The organism is Stenotrophomonas sp. YJH_SMC_65, assembly GCF_059369475.1.
On the sequence record NZ_JCAFSR010000003.1, the window covers coordinates 368,835 to 387,888 of the forward strand.

The 19,054-nt window shown below is 68.1% G+C and carries 18 protein-coding genes; 10 read left to right on the top strand and 8 right to left on the bottom strand.

The genetic code is table 11. From position 1 onward, the window contains the following. Positions 1–14 precede the first annotated feature (14 nt). The 5 genes from AC5P7A_RS07605 to AC5P7A_RS07625 form a co-directional block, all read right to left on the bottom strand. A complete protein-coding gene (locus AC5P7A_RS07605) occupies positions 15–842 on the bottom strand; it encodes a class I SAM-dependent methyltransferase (protein ID WP_005415318.1) in 828 nt (275 codons plus the stop codon). A gap of 64 nt (positions 843–906) precedes the next feature. Further along, the gene (dusB, locus tag AC5P7A_RS07610) at positions 907–1,902 is read right to left on the bottom strand and encodes a tRNA dihydrouridine synthase DusB (RefSeq protein ID WP_046428891.1); all 996 of its coding nucleotides are present in this window, start codon (positions 1,900–1,902) and stop codon (positions 907–909) included. A 147-nt stretch (positions 1,903–2,049) separates the two neighbouring features. Beyond that, positions 2,050–2,481, bottom strand: a complete 432-nt coding sequence (locus AC5P7A_RS07615) for a hypothetical protein (RefSeq protein WP_049406097.1) — start codon at positions 2,479–2,481, stop codon at positions 2,050–2,052. A 149-nt stretch (positions 2,482–2,630) separates the two neighbouring features. Then, complete coding sequence (locus AC5P7A_RS07620) at positions 2,631–3,596, bottom strand: ribokinase (RefSeq protein WP_014645967.1); 966 nt, start codon at positions 3,594–3,596, stop codon at positions 2,631–2,633. Between the two features lie 25 nt (positions 3,597–3,621). Continuing rightward, complete coding sequence (locus tag AC5P7A_RS07625) at positions 3,622–4,920, bottom strand: NupC/NupG family nucleoside CNT transporter (RefSeq protein ID WP_014645968.1); 1,299 nt, start codon at positions 4,918–4,920, stop codon at positions 3,622–3,624. A 193-nt stretch (positions 4,921–5,113) separates the two neighbouring features. Between AC5P7A_RS07625 and AC5P7A_RS07630 the strand changes: the two genes are divergently transcribed. From AC5P7A_RS07630 to AC5P7A_RS07650, 5 genes are all read left to right on the top strand, one after another. Beyond that, the gene (locus AC5P7A_RS07630; protein ID WP_495220009.1) at positions 5,114–6,085 is read left to right on the top strand and encodes an aldo/keto reductase; all 972 of its coding nucleotides are present in this window, start codon (positions 5,114–5,116) and stop codon (positions 6,083–6,085) included. Between the two features lie 193 nt (positions 6,086–6,278). Beyond that, positions 6,279–6,473, top strand: a complete 195-nt coding sequence (gene hemP, locus AC5P7A_RS07635; RefSeq protein ID WP_005412278.1) for a hemin uptake protein HemP — start codon at positions 6,279–6,281, stop codon at positions 6,471–6,473. A 153-nt stretch (positions 6,474–6,626) separates the two neighbouring features. After that, positions 6,627–8,819 carry a TonB-dependent hemoglobin/transferrin/lactoferrin family receptor gene (locus AC5P7A_RS07640; RefSeq protein ID WP_495220010.1) on the top strand — a complete coding sequence of 731 codons (2,193 nt, stop codon included), beginning with the start codon at positions 6,627–6,629 and terminating at the stop codon, positions 8,817–8,819. A gap of 4 nt (positions 8,820–8,823) precedes the next feature. Further along, positions 8,824–9,423 carry a hemin transporter gene (locus AC5P7A_RS07645; RefSeq protein ID WP_032956720.1) on the top strand — a complete coding sequence of 200 codons (600 nt, stop codon included), beginning with the start codon at positions 8,824–8,826 and terminating at the stop codon, positions 9,421–9,423. Between the two features lie 73 nt (positions 9,424–9,496). Then, positions 9,497–10,432: a DUF6607 family protein gene (locus tag AC5P7A_RS07650; protein ID WP_197605433.1), complete on the top strand. Its 936-nt coding sequence runs from the start codon at positions 9,497–9,499 to the stop codon at positions 10,430–10,432. 102 nt (positions 10,433–10,534) lie between these two features. Here the strand turns inward: AC5P7A_RS07650 and AC5P7A_RS07655 are convergent, their stop codons facing one another. Both AC5P7A_RS07655 and AC5P7A_RS07660 read right to left on the bottom strand, forming a co-directional pair. After that, on the bottom strand, positions 10,535–13,045 hold the full coding sequence (locus AC5P7A_RS07655; protein WP_049440166.1) for an ABC transporter permease: 2,511 nt from the start codon (positions 13,043–13,045) through the stop codon (positions 10,535–10,537). Then, positions 13,042–13,689, bottom strand: coding sequence for an ABC transporter ATP-binding protein (locus AC5P7A_RS07660; RefSeq protein WP_075076551.1), 648 nt, complete (start codon positions 13,687–13,689; stop codon positions 13,042–13,044). Before AC5P7A_RS07660 ends, AC5P7A_RS07655 begins: the two co-directional genes overlap by 4 nt. Before the next feature lie 75 nt (positions 13,690–13,764). Between AC5P7A_RS07660 and AC5P7A_RS07665 the strand changes: the two genes are divergently transcribed. The 3 genes from AC5P7A_RS07665 to AC5P7A_RS07675 all read left to right on the top strand — a co-directional run bounded on the left by AC5P7A_RS07665 (position 13,765) and on the right by AC5P7A_RS07675 (position 16,632). After that, positions 13,765–14,406, top strand: a complete 642-nt coding sequence (locus AC5P7A_RS07665) for an arylesterase (RefSeq protein WP_032956728.1) — start codon at positions 13,765–13,767, stop codon at positions 14,404–14,406. An 87-nt stretch (positions 14,407–14,493) separates the two neighbouring features. Further along, the gene (locus AC5P7A_RS07670; RefSeq protein WP_002811889.1) at positions 14,494–15,207 is read left to right on the top strand and encodes a response regulator transcription factor; all 714 of its coding nucleotides are present in this window, start codon (positions 14,494–14,496) and stop codon (positions 15,205–15,207) included. Positions 15,208–15,360: 153 nt separating this feature from the next. Beyond that, positions 15,361–16,632 (top strand): ATP-binding protein, encoded by a 1,272-nt coding sequence (locus tag AC5P7A_RS07675; RefSeq protein WP_164077288.1) that lies wholly within the window; start codon positions 15,361–15,363, stop codon positions 16,630–16,632. Between the two features lie 135 nt (positions 16,633–16,767). Here AC5P7A_RS07675 and AC5P7A_RS07680 read toward each other — a convergent pair whose 3' ends face one another. Continuing rightward, on the bottom strand, positions 16,768–17,469 hold the full coding sequence (locus AC5P7A_RS07680; RefSeq protein WP_014645976.1) for an SGNH/GDSL hydrolase family protein: 702 nt from the start codon (positions 17,467–17,469) through the stop codon (positions 16,768–16,770). A 213-nt stretch (positions 17,470–17,682) separates the two neighbouring features. Between AC5P7A_RS07680 and AC5P7A_RS07685 the strand changes: the two genes are divergently transcribed. Both AC5P7A_RS07685 and AC5P7A_RS07690 read left to right on the top strand, forming a co-directional pair. Continuing rightward, positions 17,683–18,078 (top strand): diacylglycerol kinase, encoded by a 396-nt coding sequence (locus AC5P7A_RS07685; protein WP_014036025.1) that lies wholly within the window; start codon positions 17,683–17,685, stop codon positions 18,076–18,078. 33 nt (positions 18,079–18,111) lie between these two features. Continuing rightward, entirely contained in the window at positions 18,112–18,861 is a 750-nt protein-coding gene (locus AC5P7A_RS07690; RefSeq protein ID WP_005408127.1) for a TerC family protein, read from the top strand. The last annotated feature ends 193 nt before the right edge of the window (positions 18,862–19,054 follow it).

Here is a 19,054-nt window from a genome sequence, read left to right on the forward strand (position 1 = left end):
AGCAGAACACCGGATCAATACACCGTGGCGCGGCCCTGGACGAACGAGTAGAAGAACACGGCGTTCGGGTCGTTCTGCACCAGGCGGAACTCGCGGCGCATGCCTTCCACGGTTTCCTCGTCCACCGAGCCGGCCTGCAGCAGCTGGTCGGCGGCCGACAGCAGGAGCTGTTCCCAGAACGCGATCATCGTCTTGCGACGCGCCGGTTCGCGGTTGTCCAGGTGGATGGTCTTGATCTCGGTGTGCACGTCGCGGAAGCCGCCGGCCAGCAGCAGGTTGCCCAGCTTTGCACCGACGAACGGGTCACCGCCATGGTCGTACTGGAAGTCGTTGAAGGCCATCCAGTAGCGCCAGATGTGCGGCGAGTACGGGTCGAGCAGGAACGAGGCATTCATCACTTCGGTGATGTAGACCGGCGAACCCGGTGCCAGCACGCGGCGCACTTCGCTCAGCACCCGCGCCGGTGAAGGCACGTGTTCCAGCACCCAGCACAGGAACGCCGAGTCGAAGCTGCGTGCCTCGAACGGCAGCTCGCCGGCGTCGGCCTGCTGCAGGGTGTATCGGTCGCTGCACCACGGCGTGCGCGCCAGGTTCTCGCGCGCGGTGGCCAGCTGCGTTTCGCTCAGGTCCACGCCGGTCACGTGCAGCTCGGGGAAGCGGCGTAGCAGGATCTCGGTCTGCGCACCGACGCCACTGCCGACTTCCAGCAGGCGCCGCGCGCCGCTGTAGTCGATCTGGCCGAAGATGCTCGATTCCAGCAGCCGGGCCTGGGTCATCAGGCGCTGCTGTTCGGTGCCGGAAAATCCGTGCAGGTAGGTCGGAGAGGAGATCGGCGGGGTCATGGAGGCGGGCTCTCGGAGTTCAATTCGGTCGAGCAGGCTCGACGTTGCGACGCGGCGGGGGCGGTCAGGCGGCCGAAGACAGCGCCGGTTCCCCGGCGATCAGGCGGTCGAAGTATTCCGTGGTCAGCGCGATCTGGCCCTGCGGGTCTTCGGCACGGTTGACCACGGCGCGGAAGGCGGCGTTCTCCGGCCGGTCCTTGGCATACCAGCCCAGGTGCTTGCGCGCGATGCGCACGCCCTGCGGCTCGCCATAGAACGCATGCAGCGCATGCAGGTGGCCGAGCAGGATGTCGCGCACTTCCGCCAGCGACGGCGGTGGCAGTTCCTCGCCGGTGGCAAGGTAGTGCGCCACTTCGCGGAAGATCCACGGCCGGCCCTGCGCGGAGCGGCCGATCATCACTGCATCCACCCCGGTCTGCTGCAGCACGTGGGCGGCCTTCTGCGGTGAATCGATGTCACCGTTGGCGATCACCGGGATGCGCAGCGCAGCCTTGATCTCGCCGATGGTGGCGTACTCGGCCTGGCCGGTGTAATGCTGGTCGCGGGTGCGGCCATGCACGGCCAGTGCGGCGATGCCGCTGGCCTCGGCGATGCGGGCGATCACCGGGCCATTGCGATGGTCGCAGTCCCAACCGGTGCGGATCTTCAGCGTGACCGGCACGTCCACTGCGTTGACCACGGCTTCGAGGATGCGCGCCACCAGCTGCTCGTCGCGCATCAGCGCCGAGCCCGCCCACGCGTTGCACACCTTCTTGGCCGGGCAGCCCATGTTGATGTCGATGATCTGCGCGCCGTGGTCGACGTTGTAGCGCGCGGCCTCGGCCAGCTGCTGCGGCTCGGTGCCGGCGATCTGCACGCTGATCGGGGCCGGCTCGCCGTCATGGTCCATGCGGTGGATCGACTTTCGCGTGTTCCAGAAGCGCGGGTCGCTGATGGTCATTTCCGAGGCGGCCAGTCCCGCACCCAGCCGTTTGCACAGCAGGCGGAAGGGCTTGTCGGTGACGCCGGCCATGGGTGCCAGCACGACGTTGGGGGCAATGGTGTACGGGCCGATCTGCATGCGCCCATTGTAGGGTGCGGGCGGCGGTGCGGCCGTGCCGCGCGCGGTCCGGTTCAGGCCGATCGGCACCGACCTCATGCCGTACCGGCATCAGCAGATGCTTGACGGTTGCTTCCGCCGCCCCCACGGGCGGGCGATGGTGGGCGGCTACCCCAGGCTCTGCCAGGCCTGGCGGGTACCCAGCGCGAAGGCCAGCCCCAGGCCCAGGCAGACCAGCGAGCTGACCGCCCAGAAGCGCGTGCCGTTGTACCCCGGCCGGAACAGCGCCAGGCCGAAGCCCATCGCGGCACGCAGCAACAGCAGCGCGGCGATGCCGGGCAGGACCAGGCGGCTGGCCGGCAGCGGCGAATGCCAGCCCGCGGCGGCCAGTGCGTACAGGGTCCAGGCCACCAGCACGGCAGTGATGCCGGCGGTCATCAGCGGTGGCCACCAGTGCCCCGCATGCGCCAGCCGGACCACGCGCTGGCCGGCACCGAAGTACCTGTACCACGCGGCGCCGAAGGCGATGCAGCCGATATGCAGCAGCGCCGCCACGGCACTGCCGGCGGCCGCGACCAGCAGCCAGGGGAATCCGTCCATGTCCTGCCCGTGCGAGGAAGCTGCGCGGATGGTGGGCGAGGGGCAGGATGTGGGCAATGCGACAGGCGGTCGCAGGGGCTGGGCAATGGGCAAAAGAATGGCCCGGGTGTCTGCACACCCGGGCCTTGTCATCCACGCGTGGCGTGGAATTACCTGGCTTCAGCGTCGGCCGGGGTGAAGCGCGGCATCGCCGCAGCGGCGCCTTCCTTCTCGGTCGAACGGCCGGCGAACTGGTTGGCGAAGCGCACGTGGCGGGCGAACGGGGCGTCGGCCACCTGCGCCAGCGACGCGGCCAGCGCACCGTTGAAGGCGTCACCGGCACCGGTGGTGTCGATCGCCTGCACCTGTTCGGCACCCACGCGGTAGTACGGCTGGGTATCGCCGCGCAGGTTCTCGTCGGCATGCGACACGAACACGCCCACCGAACCCAGGGTCACCACCACGGTGCCGTTGCCGACCAGCTTGCGGCACAGCGCGTGCAGGCTGGCGCCATCCAGCGCGGCGACGTCGTTGGCATCCACGCGCTCACCGACATGGCGGCCGAGCAGGGCAGCGAACTCGGTTTCGTTCGGGGTGATCACATCGGCCAGCTTGAGCAGGCCGATGGTCGAGGGCGCATCGGCCGGTGCGGTATTGAGCACGGTGGTGACACCGGCCTCGCGGGCCGTGGCCAGCGCCGCTTCGATGGTCTGCACCGGCGATTCCAGCTGCACCAGCACCACCTTGGCGCGGGTCAGCAGGGCCTGCTGCTGTTGCAGGAAATCGGTGCCCAGCGCGGCGTTGGCACCCGGGCCGATCACGATGGTGTTGCGGCCACGCGCGTCCACGTAGATGCCCGCGGTGCCGGTCGGTTCGCTGCTGGCCTCGGCGATCAGCGCGAAGCCATCCTGCGCAGCCAGTTCACGCGCGGTGGCGCCACCGGCGTCATCGCCCAACGCGCACACGAAGTGCGTGTCGGCACCGGCGCGGCAGGCCGCCACCGCCTGGTTGAAGCCCTTGCCCCCGGGGCCGGTGCTGTAGCGGCCGGCAATGGTCGCACCCGGTGCCGGCAGCGACTCACACCGCCACACGTGATCGACATTGAAGGAACCGACGACAACGACACTGCTGCTCATAGGGAATCTTTTCTCAACCAAGGGTTCAACTGAAGTGCGTCAGCACGCCGGCGATGGTCGCCGTCATGAAGGTGGCAATGGTACCGCCCAACACCGCGCGCAGGCCGAACTTGGCCAGGTCGTGGCGACGTTCCGGGGCCAGGCCGCCGATGCCGCCGATCTGGATCGCGATCGAGCTGAAGTTGGCAAAGCCGCACAGCGCGTAGGTGGCGATCAGGCGACCTTCCTCGGACAGGCTCACGCCGGCCACCTGGCCGTTCACGATCTGCGACAGTTCGGTGTAGGCGACGAATTCGTTGATCACGACCTTCTGGCCGATCAGCGAACCGACGGTGGTGGCATCAGCCCACGGGGTACCGATCACCCAGGCGATCGGGGCCAGCACGTAACCGAAGATGGTCGACAGGTTGGTCGGCTTGCCGATGGCAGCGGCCAGGCCGGTCACCTCGCCGATCCAGGTCAACGGGGCGTTCAGCAGCGCGATCAGGGCGATGAAGGCCAGCAGCATCGCGCCGATGTTCAGCGCCAGCTTCAGGCCGTCACCGGCACCGGCAGCGGCCGCGTCGATGATGTTGCTGGAGGTCTTTTCGACTTCCATCTTCACCGTGCCGCGGGTCAGCGGGGTGCCGGTTTCCGGAATCAGCAGCTTGGCCACGACCAGGGTGGCCGGTGCGGCCATGATGCTCGCTGCCAGCAGGTGCTTGGCGTAGAAGGCCTGCTGCGCCGGGTCGCCACCGCCGAGCATGCCCACATAGGCCGCCAGCACGCCGCCGGCGATGTGGGCCATGCCGCCGATCATCATGGTCAGCAGCTCGGACTGGGTCATCCTGGCGATGTACGGGCGCACGGTCAGCGGCGCCTCGGTCTGGCCGATGAAGACGCTGGCGCAGACGCTGGTGGTTTCCGCGCCGGACACGCGCATCACCTTGGTGATCGACCACGCCATCACGCGCACGATCGCCTGCATGACGTTGAGGTGGTACATCACCCCCATCAGCGCCGAGAAGAAGATGATGGTCGGCAGCACCTGGAAGGCGAAGATGAAGCCGTAGTTCTTGGTGTCCATCAACGAGCCGAAGATGAAGCCCGAGCCTTCGTTGACGAAGCTGAGAACCTTGACGAAGCCCTTGCCCAGCGCATCGAACACGTCGCGGCCGCCCGGCACCAGGATCACCAGCGCCGCGAACGCGATCTGCAGGGTGATACCGGTGGCAACCAGCTTCCAGTCAACCGCACGCTTGTTGTTGGAAAACAACCAGGTGATGCCGATCAGCACCGCCAACCCGAACAGGCCGAAGCCGATCCTGCCCAAACCTTCGACCATGTGAGTGACTCCCCTGGGGCGTCGCGAAAAACGGGAAGCCTAGTGCAGGGCAGGGGCCGGGGCAAGAAAAAGCAGCGTGCGCGCATCTATCGGTACCGATCAGGCCAGCAACGGCAAGGGCTTGCGGCCGGCGGCGGCAGGTAGAATGGGGCTCGATCCCGGCCCGGATGCGGGCCCGCAGCAGGAGATTCGCATGCAATACCGTCGCCTGGGCTCCACCGGCCTGCCGATTTCCGCCCTGTCCTTCGGCGCCTGGGTGACCTTCGGTGACCAGATCCCGCGCGACGAGGCCCGCAACCTGGTGGCCACCGCCTGGGACCACGGCGTCAACTTCTTCGACAACGCCGAGGGCTATGCCAACGGCCGCGCCGAACAGGTGATGGGCGATGTGATCGCCGACCTGCGCCTGCCGCGCGACGGCATCTGCGTCTCCAGCAAGGTGTTCTTCGGCAGCGCCAAGGACCCACGGCCGACCCAGCGCGGCCTGTCGCGCAAGCATGTGACCGACGCCTGCCATGCGGCGCTCAAGCGCCTGCGGGTGGACTACCTGGACCTTTATTACTGCCATCGCCCGGATCCGGACGCGCCGGTCGCCGAGACCGTGCATGCCATGGATACCCTGGTGCGGCAAGGCAAGATCCTCTACTGGGGGACCTCGGAGTGGTCGGCGGTGCAGATCCAGCAGGCGCTGGACATCGCCGAGGCGCGCAACCTGCAGGGCCCGTCGATGGAGCAGCCGCAGTACAACCTGCTGCACCGCGAACGGGTCGAGGTCGAGTACGCGCCGCTGTATGCCGGTGCCGGCCTGGGCACCACCATCTTCTCGCCGCTGGCCTCGGGCCTGCTGAGTGGCAAGTACGACCAGGGCATTCCGGCCGATGCGCGGCTGGGCCGCGAGGGCATGGAATGGCTGCAGGCGCTGGTGCTGGGTGACGACGCCGAGGCCCGCCTGGCCCAGGTGCGCCGCTTCAGCGAAGTGGCGCGTGCGCTGGGGCAGGCGCCGGCCACGCTGGCCATCGCCTGGTGCCTGCGCAACCCGAACGTCTCCAGCGTGATCCTCGGTGCCAGCCGGGTCAGCCAGCTGCTGCAGAACCTGCAGGCGCTGGAGGTGCTGGAGCAGGTCGACGCCGCCGGCTGGGCCGACGTCGAAGCCGCCTTCGCCTGAACCCGGGGGCCGACCGGGCCTCGGGGGCCTCGGTAGAGTCGACTCTACACGGCTGCGTCGCCATTTGATTGACATGATCTATCGAATTTCAGAATTCGATCATTAATCTCATCAATCAAATTGAGAATGGTTGTTGATTGTCAACTGAGAATCATTATCATTTGACTCGTCCCTCGCACGAGTCCAGATGCTCATGAATGCTCAACCTGTACTGCTGCGCCCCGAAACGCTGACCCTCCGCGATCGTCCGGTCCGTGTCGTTCCGCCGGAAGAGGTCATCGACAGCGAAGCCCTGCTCAAGGGCCGTCGTGAAATCCTGATCCAGCACGGCGACCGCTTCTATCGCCTGCGGCACACCAGCAACGACAAGCTGATCCTGACCAAGTAATCGCGGCCTGGTCGCCCGCCCCCCTCCCTCCTGCCGGCCGCGCCGGCAGGGTGGGCGACCCGTCCGCTCCCGCTCTCTCCCCCTCGGTCTACCGCGTGCACCCTCCGGGTGTGCCGGTAACCGGGGGTTCCCCTGCCTGACCGAACGAACCCGATGACCCGCCCTACCGCCCTTTGCCTTGCCGTCTGGATGGCCCTGCCGCTGTCCGCCCATGCTGCTGCCGCGGCCACCGCCGCGCCCGATGCGCGCGAATTCGACCGTGTGCAGGTCACCGCCACCCGCACCGAGCGGGCGGTGAGCGATGTGGCGGCCACCGTGGACGTCATCGACCGCGAGCAGATGGACCGGCACCTGGTGCAGGACATCAAGGATCTGCTGCGCTACGAGCCGGGCCTGTCGGTCAGCCGCAGCGCCGCGCGCTTCGGCCTTGGCAGCATCCGCATCCGTGGCCTGGACGGCAACCGCGTGCGCGTGCAGACCGACGGCATCGCCATGCCCACCAGCTTCAACATCGGCTCGTTCTCCAACGCCAACCGCAACTTCACCGATCTGGATACGCTCAAGCGCGTGGAGATCGTGCGCGGCCCGGCCAGCTCGCTGTATGGGTCCGACGCGCTCGGGGGTGTGGTCGCCTTCGTCACCAAGGATCCGGCCGATTATCTGAAGGATGGCAAGGACAGCTACGTCGGCCTGAAGTTCGGCTACGACGGTGAGTGGAAGGGCCTGCTCGGCGGCGTGACCAGCGCGTTCGGCGGCGAACACTGGAGCGGCATGGTCAACATCAACCATCGCCAGGGCCAGGAAACCGGCAACAAGGGTGATGTACGCAGCCTCGACAATACCCGCACCGCGCCCAACCCGCAGGACCGCGATGGTCGCAGTGGCCTGGCCAAGCTGGTCTATGCACCCAGCCAGGACCAGCGCTTCCGGCTGACCGTGGAAGGCAACGAAGACAACACCGATACCAACGTGCTGTCCTCGATCGACCGCACCACCACCACCGGCATGAAGGCGCGCGATACGCAGAACCGCACCCGCGTGTCGTTCGCCCATGAAATGGATGCGCTGGACAAGGGCTTCGCCGACAGCCTGCATTGGCAGCTGTATACCCAGCACAGCGAAACCACCCAGATCACCGATGAGGACCGCGCCAACCGCAGCCGCCGCCACCGCGCGTTCAACTTCGACCAGCGCGTCTACGGCCTGCAGGCGCAGTTCAACAAGGCGTTCAGCACCGGCAGCGTCGAACACGCGCTGACCTACGGTTTCGAGGGCGCGCATACCGAGATCCGCCAGAAGCGCGACGGCTACCAGGTGCTGGCCAATGGCCAGACCAGCACCACCATCCTGCCCGACGCCTTCCCGGTGCGCGATTTCCCGATCAGCAAGACCACCGAGCTGAGCCTGTACGCACAGGACGAAATGCGCATGGCCAACGGCAAGCTGTCGCTGGTGCCGGGCGTGCGCGTGGACCGCTACGAGCTGAAGCCGGAGGTGGACAGCATCTTCGCCGAAGACAATCCCGGCGTTGCGGTGGCCAGGCTGACCAAGACCAGCGTCTCGCCGAAGCTGGGCATGGTCTATCGCTTCACCGACGAATGGTCGCTGTTTGCCGGCTATTCGCATGGCTTCCGCTCGCCGCCGTACAACGACGTCAACCTGGGCTTCACCAACTTCGCCTTCGGCTACACCGCCATTCCCAATCCGGACCTGAAGCCGGAAACCAGTGACGGCATGGAGCTGGGACTGCGCTTCCTGTCGCCAGCGGCCTACGTCAGCCTCAGCGGCTACTACAACGAGTACAAGGACTTCATCGAGTCGCAGTCGCTGGTCGGCACCAACGCCCAGGGCCTGATGGTGTTCCAGTCGCGCAACATCGCGGATGCGCGCATCTACGGTGCCGAAATGAAGGCCGGCGTCGACTTCGGCCAGATCAGCCCGGCGCTGCAGGGCTGGGCGCTGCGCAGCTCGGTGGCCTGGTCGCGCGGCGACAACAGGACCGAAGACACCCCGCTGGATTCGGTCGACCCGCTGCGTGGCACCGTCGGCCTGATGTACGACACCGACACCTGGGGCGTCGAACTGGCCGGTACCTTCGTCAAGCGCAAGGACCGCGTCACCGCCGCCACGGTGTACCGCCCGGCCGGCTACGGCGTGGCCGACCTGATGGCGCACTGGAACTTCGCCCCGGGCGCCACCTTCAACGTCGGCGTGTTCAACCTGGGCGACAAGCGTTACATCGACTGGTCCAACGTGGGTTCGACGCTGTCGCCGGGTAGCCGCGTGCTGGACCGCTATACCAGCCCGGGCCGCACCCTCTCCGCCAGCCTTGCCGTTTCCTGGTGACCTCATGAGCCGAGCCTTGTCCGCACGCAGGAACGACGCCATCGCCGCGCAGGGCAGCGCGGCCTGGCCGACGCCGGCACAGCTGGCCACGCTCGGCACCGTGTTGTGCCTGTACCGCGCCGACGGCAACGAGCTCGGTGGCTGGCGCCAGGCAGTACGCGTGCATGCCTGCCAGGGCGTGGACAGCGAGGGCGTGCGCGAAAGCCTGTGCTTCCTCGATGCCCGCGGCCGCTGCGTGTGGCGGCTGTACCTGTTGCCCGACAGCGATTTCCTGGCCTGGGACCGGCTGGTCGCGGCGCTGCCGCCGGGCCCGGAGCATGACAGCGAGGGCAGTGTCGGCGAACGCCTGTGGCGGCGCCTGGCCGGCCATCTCGGTGGCCAGCGCTGGCGACTGTGCGCGCTGCGCCTGCATGCCGCCGACGACGGCCGCACCCTGGCTGCAAGCCTGTCGACGTTGTCCTCGCTGGGCGCAGCCACCGCGCGTCGCATCGCGCGGCTGGAAGGTGCCGAAGGCGAGCTGGCGATCGACGATTGCTGCTGCGCCGATGCTGCACGTCGCTCGGCGCCGCGGGTTCCCGGCGACCTGCCGCTGATCCGGCTGTAACCCTTTCCCGATGGAACGCCTGTCGGCCACGGACGGCCTCTCACTGCATCTGCAACCCCGAAGGAAGACCCCGATGAAGCTCCAGACAGCCAGCGTCCTGCTGCTGCTCGCCACCAGCGGCGTGGCCAGCGCGCAGCCCTCCGGCATCGCCCGCGACCACGACAGCATCCTTGCCATGCAGGGCGAGTACACCGTCGATTTCGCATTCGACGAGACCGTGCTGCTGAAGCCCGGCTACGAGCGCGCCCCGGCGATGCGCAGCGGCGGCAACGAACTGGTGATCGTGGTCGAGGACACGCCGAAGCGCATCGTGCTGCAGCACCTGCTGCTGGACGAGAAGAGCGGCCACATCACCAAGCACTGGCGCCAGGACTGGGTCTACGAAGCACCGAACCGTTTCGAGTTCAGCGCCGACCAGACCTGGCAGGTACGCCGCATTCCCGCGGCGGCGAACCAGGGCGCCTGGACCCAGTGCGTGTACGAAGTGAGCGACGCACCGCGCTACTGCGGCACCGGCAAATGGACCTACACCAACAACGTGCCGAGCTGGACCAGCGACCTCAGCTGGCGCCCGTTGCCGCGCCGTGAGTACACCAAGCGCAGCGACTACAACGCGCTGGCCGTCGTCAACCGCCACACGCTCACGCCCAATGGCTGGACCCACGAGCAGTTCAACACCAAGGTGCAGCGCAACGCCGACGGCAGCCAGGTGGAGATCGCACGCGAGTTCGGCTTCAACGACTACGTGAAGACCACCGAGGTCGACTTCACCCCGGCGCGTGACTACTGGAAGGCCACTGCCGGCTACTGGGCCAAGGTGCGCCAGCGTTGGGACGGCTTCCTCGGCCAGGCCCCGGGCGTGCACCTGAAGACCAAGATCGATGGCATGGCGATGATCATTCCGCTGTTCACTCAGGCCGAAGCGATCCAGTCCGGCAAAAAGGTGAAGGACAAGCAGATCGACGAGGTGTTCGCCAAGTACGTGGAAAAGGCGCCGAAGGAAGGCTGATCGCCGCGATGGAGAGAGGTGCCGGGGGTACCCGGCACCGCATTCACCGGCTGCCGGTGGGGGCCGGGCTTGCTCGGCACGCCATCCGGAGGCGCAACCGATTCAGGCCTCGCGCAGCGCCAATGCCGGCGGCGTATGCAGGATCGCCCGCGTACCCCACCAGCCCGCCAGCAGGCTCAAGCCGATGCCGACCACGCCGCCGATCAGCAGGCCCGGCCACGGCGGCAGCAAGGGCAGCTCGAACACCTTCTGCGACACCGCCACGCCGATCGCTGCGGCCGCGCCCACCGCCAGCAACGCCGCCAGCGTGCCCAGCGCGCCGAACTCCACCAGCACCGCGCCGCGCAGCTGGCGCCGGGTCGCGCCCAGCGTGCGCAGCACCGCGCTGTCGTAGCGGCGCTCGCCGGCGGTGGCCTGCAGCGCCGCCAGCAGCACCAGCACGCCGGCCAGCAGGCTGAACACCATCACCAGCTGCACTGCCTGCGCCACGCGCTCCATCACATCGCGCACCTGCGAGATCACCGCGTCCACGTCCAGCAGCGACAGGTTCGGCTGCGCGCGCACCAGCTCGCCCAGCCCGGCCGCGTTGCCGGACGGCAGATGGAAGGCCGACAGCAGGTTGTGCGGGGTATCGCCCACCGCATTGGGGTTCAACAGCACGAAGAAATTCGGGCGGAACGTGTTCCAGTCCGCCTTGCGGATGCTGGTGACGGTGAACTCGCGCTGCTGCTCGCCTACGGAAATCGTAATGCGATCACCCAGGTGCGCGCCGTAGCGCCGCGCCCAGCCGGTTTCCACCGAGGCTTCCGCCGCGGTGCTGCCGGCCTGCCAGAAGCGGCCCTCCAGCAGCGCATTGGCGGGTGGGAAGCTGCTGCGCCAGCTGAAGTTCAGCGGCCGGTTCTCGTCGTCGTCCTCGCGCGGGCCGTTGTTCGCGCCGTTCCCCTCGGCGGCGGCCTGGTCCACGCGCAGCGGCGGCTTGCCGTTGATCGCGATCAGGCGGCCGGTCGCCATCGGCTCGATACTGGCGTCGCCGGCGCCCAGTCCACGCAATGCGGCCAGCACACCGTCGCGTTGTTCGGGCTGGATGTTGATCAGGAAGTAGTTCGGCGTATCCGCAGGCAGGCGCTCGCGCCACTGCTGCAGCAGGCCGGGTCCGGTCACCGCCAGCAGCAACAACGCGCACAGCGACAGCGACAGCCCCACCAGCTGCATCACCGCCAGCAGCCGGCGCCGGGTCAGCGCGGCCAGGCCCAACCGCCAGTTGCCATGCAGGCGGTGCTGCAGGCCGCGCAGCAGCTGCAGAAGCACGAAGCCGACCGCACCGGCCGCCAGCGCCAGCGCGGCCAGGCCGCCCAGCACCCACAGCGCCAGTTTCAGATCGCCGGTGACCTGCACCGCCAGCAGCAGGCTGGCCGCCAGCGCCGCCACATAGGCCAGCAGCGACGCCGGCGGCAGGGCGGCGAAGGAACGGTTGAGCACCCGCATCGGCGGCACCCCGCGCAGGCGCAGCAGCGGTGGCAGGCCGAAGCCGAACAGCAGCAGCAGGCCGATGCCGGCACCGGTCAGCGCCGGCATCGCTTCCGGCAGCGGCAGGCGCTGCGGCACCAGGCTGCCCAGCACCTGCACCAGGCCTTCCTGCGCGGCCATGCCCAGGCCGATGCCGAGCGCACAGGCTGGCACCGCCAGCATCAGCAGCTGCAGCGCCAGGCCCAGCAGGATGTCGCGCTGGCGTGCGCCCAGGCAGCGCAGGATCGCCACCTGGTCGATGCGACGCAGGGCGAAGCGGTTGGCCGCCAGCGCGGTGGCCACACCGGCCAGCAGTACCGCCAGCAGCGCGCTCAGGCCGAGGAAGCGCCCGGCCAGATCGAATGCCTGGCGCACGCCACGCTGGGTGTCGTCCACGCTCAGCAGGCGCAGGCCTTTCACCTGCGGCAGCAGCCACTGGCGCAGCGCCGCGATCGGCTCCGCTGCGCCGGCGAACATCAGCCGGTAGTTGATACGGCTGCCCGGGCCGAGCAGGCCCGTGCCCTCCACATCAGCGCGGTTGACCAGCAGGGTGGGCGAGAGTGTCAGCAGGTCGCCACCGCTGTCCGGCTCGGCCTCGATGATGCCGGCGATGCGCAGCGTGCCGGCGCCGAACTCGAGGTCATCGCCGGCCTTCAGCCCCAACCCCTGCAGCAGGCGTGGGTCGGCATAGGCCTGGCCCTTGGGCGGCATGCCGGCATCGGCGATCAACGCACCGCCGGGCGTGGCCCGGACGCGCAGCGTGCCGCGCAGCGGATAACCCGCCTGTACCGCCTTGATGCTGGCCATCTGGCTGGCATCGCCGTTGAACAGCACGCTGCCGAAGCTGGCGATGCGGGTATGCGCCAGGCCGCGCTGTTGCGCCTCGTCGGCGAATGCCTGCGGCGGATCATCGCGCCCGGCGATGCCGAGGTCGCCGCCGAGCATTTCCGCCGCGCTGCCGGTCAGCGCCAGGTTGACCCGGTTCACCAGCGTGCCCACCGCAGTCATCACCGCCACGCCCAGCACCAGCGCGGCGAACACGGTCAGCAGGTCGCCGGCCAGCGCCTCGCGGCGCAGCGCGCGCCACGCGTGGCGCAGCACGTTCATGCCTGTGCCCCACGCTCGACCGGCAGCAGGCGGCCGTCATCGATGCGGTGGATGTACTGGCAACGCTGGGCCAGGCGCAGGTCGTGGGTGACCAGGACCAGGGTGGTGCCGCTGCCGGCGTTGAGTTCGAACAGCAGGTCGCTGATGTGCTGGCCGGTGGCGTGGTCCAGCGAGCCGGTCGGTTCGTCGGCGAACAGGATGCGCGGGCGGGTGACGAAGGCACGTGCCAGCGCCACGCGCTGCTGCTCGCCGCCGGACAGCTGGCGCGGGTAGTGGCGGGCGCGATGGGCCAGGCCGACCTGCGCCAGCACCTCGTCCACCCGCGCGCGGTCCTCGCGTCCGGCCAGTTCCAACGGCAGCGCGACATTCTCGGCGGCAGTCAGCGCCGGCAGCAGGTGGAAGCTCTGGAACACGAAGCCGACCGCACGCGCGCGCAGCTGGGCCCGTGCTTCTTCATCCAGGTCGCCCAGGTTCTGGCCCGCCAGCGCGACGTGGCCGCGGCTGGGCAGGTCCAGTCCGGCCAGCAGGCCGAGCAGGGTGGTCTTGCCGGACCCCGAAGCGCCGACGATGGCCACACTGGTGCCTTCATGGACGGTCAGGGTGATGTTGTCCAGTATGTGGACTTCACCCTCCGGGCCCTGCACGGACTTGCCGACCTGGTCGACGGCGATGGCGACGGGCGTGCTGCGGGGGGACAGGCTGTCGATGAGGAGACTCCAATGCGCAAGACGGGATGGAGCCGGCGAGCCGGCGCGATGATGGTGCTGCTGCTGGGATTGCTGCTGCCTGGGCTGGCCGGAGCCAAAGACCCGGCAGGTACGGTGCTGGTGCTCGGCGACAGCCTCAGTGCTGCCCACAATATCCCTGCCGACGCCGGCTGGGTCAGCCTGTTGCAGCAGCGGGTCAGGCAACAGTCGAAAACACCGGCGCGCATCGTCAATGCCAGCATGAGCGGGGAAACCACGGCCGGCGCGCTGACCCGCCTGCCGGGCCTGTTGGCGAAGGAAAAGCCGACGGTGGTGGTGATCGCGCTGGGCGGCAACGACGCGCTGCGCGGGCTGACCCCGGCACAGGTGCAGGGCAACCTGGAAAAGATGGTACAGGCCAGCCAGAAGGCCGGCGCCAGGGTGCTGCTGCTGGGCATCGACGTGCCGCCCAACTATGGGCCCGCTTACCGCCAGCGCCTGGCGGCGGCCTACAAGGCGCTGGCCACGCAGTACAAGGTGCCGCTGCTGCCGTTCCTGCTGGAGGGCGTGGCCCTGCAGCCGGGCATGATGCAGGCCGATGGCCTGCACCCCACGGCGCAGGCGCAATCGAGGGTGCTGGACAACGTCTGGCCACTCCTGCGGCCCCTGCTCTGAACGATTTACAACCCTCTTGACGGAACTTCACATCGCGTCCACCGTCGATCCGGCATGTTTCACAAAGCTGAAGTTAGAGGGAATCACATGCGTCAGACGAAGGAGACCTCCGGCTTGGTGCTGGTGGTCGAAGACAACCGCAACATCTCCGAGATGATCGGGGAATACCTGGAAGGTCGCGGCTTCGAAGTCGACTATGCACAGGACGGCCTGGATGGCTACCGCCTTGCGGCGGAGAACAGCTATGACGTCGTGGTGCTCGACCTCATGTTGCCGCGCCTGGATGGCATCGAAGTATGCCGTCGCCTGCGCAACGATGCGCGCAAGTCCACCCCGGTGCTGATGCTCACGGCACGCGACACGCTGGACGACAAGCTCACCGGCCTCGGTTTCGGCGCCGATGACTACCTGACCAAGCCGTTCGCGATCCAGGAGCTGGAAGCCCGCCTGCGCGCGCTGATCCGCCGTGAACGCCGCCAGGTGGGTTCGGAAGTGCTGAAGGTCGCCGACCTGGTGCTCGATCCGGTCAGCATGCGGGCCACCCGTGCCGGTACCGAACTGCAGCTGTCGCCGATCGGCCTGCGCCTGCTGACCATCCTGATGCGCGAATCGCCGCGCGTGGTCACCCGCCAGGAGATCGAACGCGAGATCTGGGGCAATGGCCTGCCGGATTCGGACACCCTGCGCAGCCATCTGTACAACCTGCGCAAGATCATCGACAAGCCGTTCGACCGTCCGCTGCTGCACACCGTGCAGAGCGCCGGTTACCGCATTGCCGATATCGCCCAGCCGATGGCCTGATCGGGGCCAGGCCGGTGCAGCATCAGGCCCGGCCGGGCAACGACCCCGCACCGGGCACGGATGACCGGCCGGCACTGCCGCCGGTCATCCTCCGTGCACGACTACGGCGCAGCGCGCTGCCTATAATCGCAGCGCTCTGACCGGGACCCCGCAATGCCGCACGGCCTGCCGCGCAAGATCCGTATCGCCTTCATCCTGCAGGCAGTCCTGGCCAGCCTGGGCATCCTGCTCGGTGCCTGGCTGGTTTCGCTGGTGATCAAGCACAGCCTGGTCGGCGCCGCCCTGCGCGAGGAAGCGGCCTATTACTGGACGCTGCACGAGGCCTCGCCGGTGCAGCCACCGCCCAACACCCAGAACATCCGCGGCTACCTGCTGGAAAGCGGGCAGTCGGCGCTGTCGTTGCCGGCCAACCTGCGCAACCTGGAACCCGGTTTCCACGAGCTGCCCAAGGATGACCAGCTGGTACTGGTCGATGTGCGTCCGGCCGGCCGCCTGTACCTGGTGTTCCTGCGTTCGCGTGCGGAGATGCTGGCGTTCTGGTTCGGCATCGTGCCGGTGCTGCTGACCCTGTTGGCGGTGTATGGCGCCAGCTGGGTCACCTACCGGGCCTCCAAGCGCCTGGTGTCGCCGGTGAACTGGTTGGCACGGCGCGTCTCGCGCTGGGACCCGGGCCACCCGGAGGCGGCCGACCTGGAACCGAACAAGCTGCCCGCGGACATGCAGGGCGAGACCCGGCAGCTGGCGGCCGCGCTGCATTCGCTGGCCAACCGGGTCAGCGCGCATGTGGCGCGCGAGCGCAATTTCACCCGCGATGCGAGCCACGAGCTGCGCACGCCGTTGACCGTCATCCGCGTGGCCAGCGACATGGCCCTGGGCGATGAAACCCTGCAGCCGCGCCTGCGCCGCAGCCTGCAGCGCATCCAGCGCGCCGGCCGTGACATGGAAGCGGTGATCGACGCGTTCCTGATCCTGGCCCGCGAGGCCGACGTCGAACCCCAGATCGAGCTGTTCGACGTCAACGACATCGTCCGCTACGAGGTGGACAACGCCAACGAACTGCTGGGTACGCGTCTGGTGTCAGTGCACCTGCACAGCGAAGGCCCGGTGCACCTGCACGCCCCGCCGCGGGTGCTGCAGGTGGTGGTCAGCAACCTGGTGCGCAACGCCTGCAGCTACACCGACGAAGGGCGTATCGACGTGCACGTGCTCAATGACCGGGTGGTGGTGCGCGACACCGGCATCGGCATGTCCGCCGAGGCGCTGTCGCGCGCGTTTGAACCCTTCTACCGCGCCGAGCCGAGCCGCCCGCAGGGCACCGGCCTGGGCCTGTCGATCGTGCGCCGGCTGTGCGACCGCTTCGGCTGGAAGGTCAGCCTGGCCAGCCAGCCGGGCAAGGGCACCGAAGCCACGGTGGTCTTCCGGTAACGCGGCGACCTGCCGGGGTCGGATCCCGTTGCGGCGCAACCGGCTCTGACCCCATCCCGCTGAAATGTCGGTAGATCCAGGCCATGCGTGGATGGGGTGCGGTAGCGCCGGGCCATGCCCGACGTCCACAGTGCCTCAGTTGCAGTTGACCTTCGGCGCCAGCGCCTTGGTCCAGATCGCATAGCCGGCCGGGGTCATGTGCAGCATGTCCTCGCGGAACAGCGTCGCGTCCGGCTGTCCATCGGCGCCGAGCATCGGCGTGTAGATGTCGGTGAAGCCGGTGTTGGGCAGCCTGGCCAGCGCAGCCTTGATCAGCGCGTTGGCTTCGTTGATCGCCGGCAGCAGGTGCGCACGCGACGGGCTCGGCTTGATCGACAGGTACTCGACCCTGGTCTTCGGCAGGTCGCGGTGCACGCGCTGCACGAAGGCGACCACGTCATCTCGCACCTGCATGGCGCTGCGGCCGCTGTTGAGGTCGTTGTCACCGGCGTAGAAGAACACCTTGCACGGCGCATACGGCACCACGATCTGGCCGGCATACCAGGTGCTGTCGCGCACTTCCGAACCGCCGAAGCCGCGGTTGAACACCGGCTGGCCGGGGAAGTCGGTGGCCAGGCTCTCCCAGAAGCGGATCGAGGAGCTGCCGATGAACTCGATGCCACCACGCGGCGGCGGGTTGGCCTGGTCGGCGCTGGCGAAGCGGGCCATGTCGCCGGCCCAGGCCACATTGGAGACCTGTTCGGGCACCTGCGGCGGCCTGGCCGGGCTCAGGGCCTGGGCAAGCGGTGCGGCAGTCAGCAGGCCCAGCATCAGCAGGCAGGTACGGCGACGGGACATCAGGCGCTCCAGCAGGCAAGGGGAGCTCCATCATAGAAGCACGGCCCAGCCCGGTGCTTGCCCCTGGCAGGCCGTTCAGCGGGCCGGTGCGGGGTGCGGTTGGCGGCCTTGTGGCAAAATGGCGGCCATCTGCCTATTCCTGTGCACCCATGATTTCCTGCCGTGCGTCTGAGCGGTCGCTGCGCCGCGCCCCTGTTGCTGGATGTTCCACCCGTGGCTGATCAGTTCGGCCACATGCCCCGCGGTCCGCGCCGCATCTTCCAGGCCGCCCGCTGGTCCTGGCAGGGCCTGCGCGCCGCCTGGCTGCACGAGTCCTCGTTCCGGCTGGAGGTATACCTGCTGGTGATGCTGACTCCGGTCGCGATCTGGCTGGGCCAGACCCCGGTCGAACGCGCGCTGCTGATCGGCTCGATGCTGCTGGTGCTGGCGATGGAGCTTGCCAACTCGGCCATCGAAGCGGTGATCGAACGCTACGGCAGCGAGATCCACGAGCTGGCTGGCCGCGCCAAGGACATGGGCTCGGCAGCGGTGTTCGTGCTGATGATGAACGTGCTGCTGTGCTGGGCGCTGGTCGTGGTTCCGCACGCGCTGGCCGGCAGCTACGGCTGAAACCCCATTCCCCCACTGCCTTGAAGAGTTTCCATGTCCTTTGAGTTCCTCGCCGACCCCAATGCCTGGGTGACCCTGTTCACGCTCAGCGCGCTGGAAATCGTGCTCGGCATCGACAACCTGGTGTTCATTTCCATCGCGGTCAGCAAGCTGCCGGAAGAGCGTCGTCCGTTCGCACGCAAGCTGGGCATCGCGGTGGCCTGCATCACCCGCATCGGCCTGCTGGTCTCGCTGGCCTACCTGGCGCACATGGCGGCCAACCTGTTCACCGTGGCCGGCATGGGCATTTCCATCCGCGACCTGGTACTGATCGTTGGTGGCCTGTTCCTGATCATCAAGGGCTGCATGGAGATCAAGGAACTGATCAGCGGTGGCGAGGACGAAGACCCCAGCACCACCAAGGCCTCGGCCGTGTTCGGCTACGTGATCGCCCAGATCGCGGTGATCGACATCGTGTTCTCGCTTGACTCGGTGATCACCGCCGTCGGCATCGCCGACCACATCCCGGTGATGGTGGCGGCCATCCTGCTGTCGGTGCTGGTGATGCTGCTGGCCGCCAACCCGCTGGGCCGCTTCATCGACGCCAACCCGACCGTGAAGATGCTGGCCCTGGCCTTCATCCTGATGATCGGTGCGGTGCTGATCCTGGACGGCCTGGACGTGCACGTGCCCAAGCCCTACATCTACGCCGCGATGGGCTTCTCGGTGCTGGTGGAGTGGCTGAACCTGCTGATGCGCCGCCGCGCCCGCGAACACAACGTGCCGGGCGCCGGCAACTGGTAAGCGCGCCATTGGCACGTGTGCCACCCAGAACCCCCGGCCTGGCCGGGGGTTCTGCGTTGTGGGGCGCGGCTCTACAACGAACGGCGCTGCGGTTTTTGCACTTGTGGCGGCGTTCCGGCCTCCACTTGTGAATCAGGATCAACAGTGTTTTCCCGGGCCGAGGCTTAATCCGGCGCAGCAAAGCGCGCAGGCT

Bases quoted from the DNA above. Each gene is read 5' to 3' on its own strand.
- AC5P7A_RS07665 (WP_032956728.1), top strand. From the start codon at position 13,765: ATGCGCAAGACGGGATGGAGCCGGCGAGCCGGCGCGATGATGGTGCTG.
- AC5P7A_RS07640 (WP_495220010.1), top strand. From the start codon at position 6,627: ATGACCCGCCCTACCGCCCTTTGCCTTGCCGTCTGGATGGCCCTGCCG.
- AC5P7A_RS07650 (WP_197605433.1), top strand. From the start codon at position 9,497: ATGAAGCTCCAGACAGCCAGCGTCCTGCTGCTGCTCGCCACCAGCGGC.
- AC5P7A_RS07630 (WP_495220009.1), top strand. From the start codon at position 5,114: ATGCAATACCGTCGCCTGGGCTCCACCGGCCTGCCGATTTCCGCCCTG.
- dusB (WP_046428891.1), bottom strand. From the start codon at position 1,902: ATGCAGATCGGCCCGTACACCATTGCCCCCAACGTCGTGCTGGCACCC.
- AC5P7A_RS07620 (WP_014645967.1), bottom strand. From the start codon at position 3,596: ATGAGCAGCAGTGTCGTTGTCGTCGGTTCCTTCAATGTCGATCACGTG.
- AC5P7A_RS07670 (WP_002811889.1), top strand. From the start codon at position 14,494: ATGCGTCAGACGAAGGAGACCTCCGGCTTGGTGCTGGTGGTCGAAGAC.
- AC5P7A_RS07655 (WP_049440166.1), bottom strand. From the start codon at position 13,045: ATGAACGTGCTGCGCCACGCGTGGCGCGCGCTGCGCCGCGAGGCGCTG.
- AC5P7A_RS07690 (WP_005408127.1), top strand. From the start codon at position 18,112: ATGTCCTTTGAGTTCCTCGCCGACCCCAATGCCTGGGTGACCCTGTTC.
- AC5P7A_RS07675 (WP_164077288.1), top strand. From the start codon at position 15,361: ATGCCGCACGGCCTGCCGCGCAAGATCCGTATCGCCTTCATCCTGCAG.
- hemP (WP_005412278.1), top strand. From the start codon at position 6,279: ATGAATGCTCAACCTGTACTGCTGCGCCCCGAAACGCTGACCCTCCGC.
- AC5P7A_RS07645 (WP_032956720.1), top strand. From the start codon at position 8,824: ATGAGCCGAGCCTTGTCCGCACGCAGGAACGACGCCATCGCCGCGCAG.
- AC5P7A_RS07605 (WP_005415318.1), bottom strand. From the start codon at position 842: ATGACCCCGCCGATCTCCTCTCCGACCTACCTGCACGGATTTTCCGGC.
- AC5P7A_RS07615 (WP_049406097.1), bottom strand. From the start codon at position 2,481: ATGGACGGATTCCCCTGGCTGCTGGTCGCGGCCGCCGGCAGTGCCGTG.
- AC5P7A_RS07680 (WP_014645976.1), bottom strand. From the start codon at position 17,469: ATGTCCCGTCGCCGTACCTGCCTGCTGATGCTGGGCCTGCTGACTGCC.
- AC5P7A_RS07625 (WP_014645968.1), bottom strand. From the start codon at position 4,920: ATGGTCGAAGGTTTGGGCAGGATCGGCTTCGGCCTGTTCGGGTTGGCG.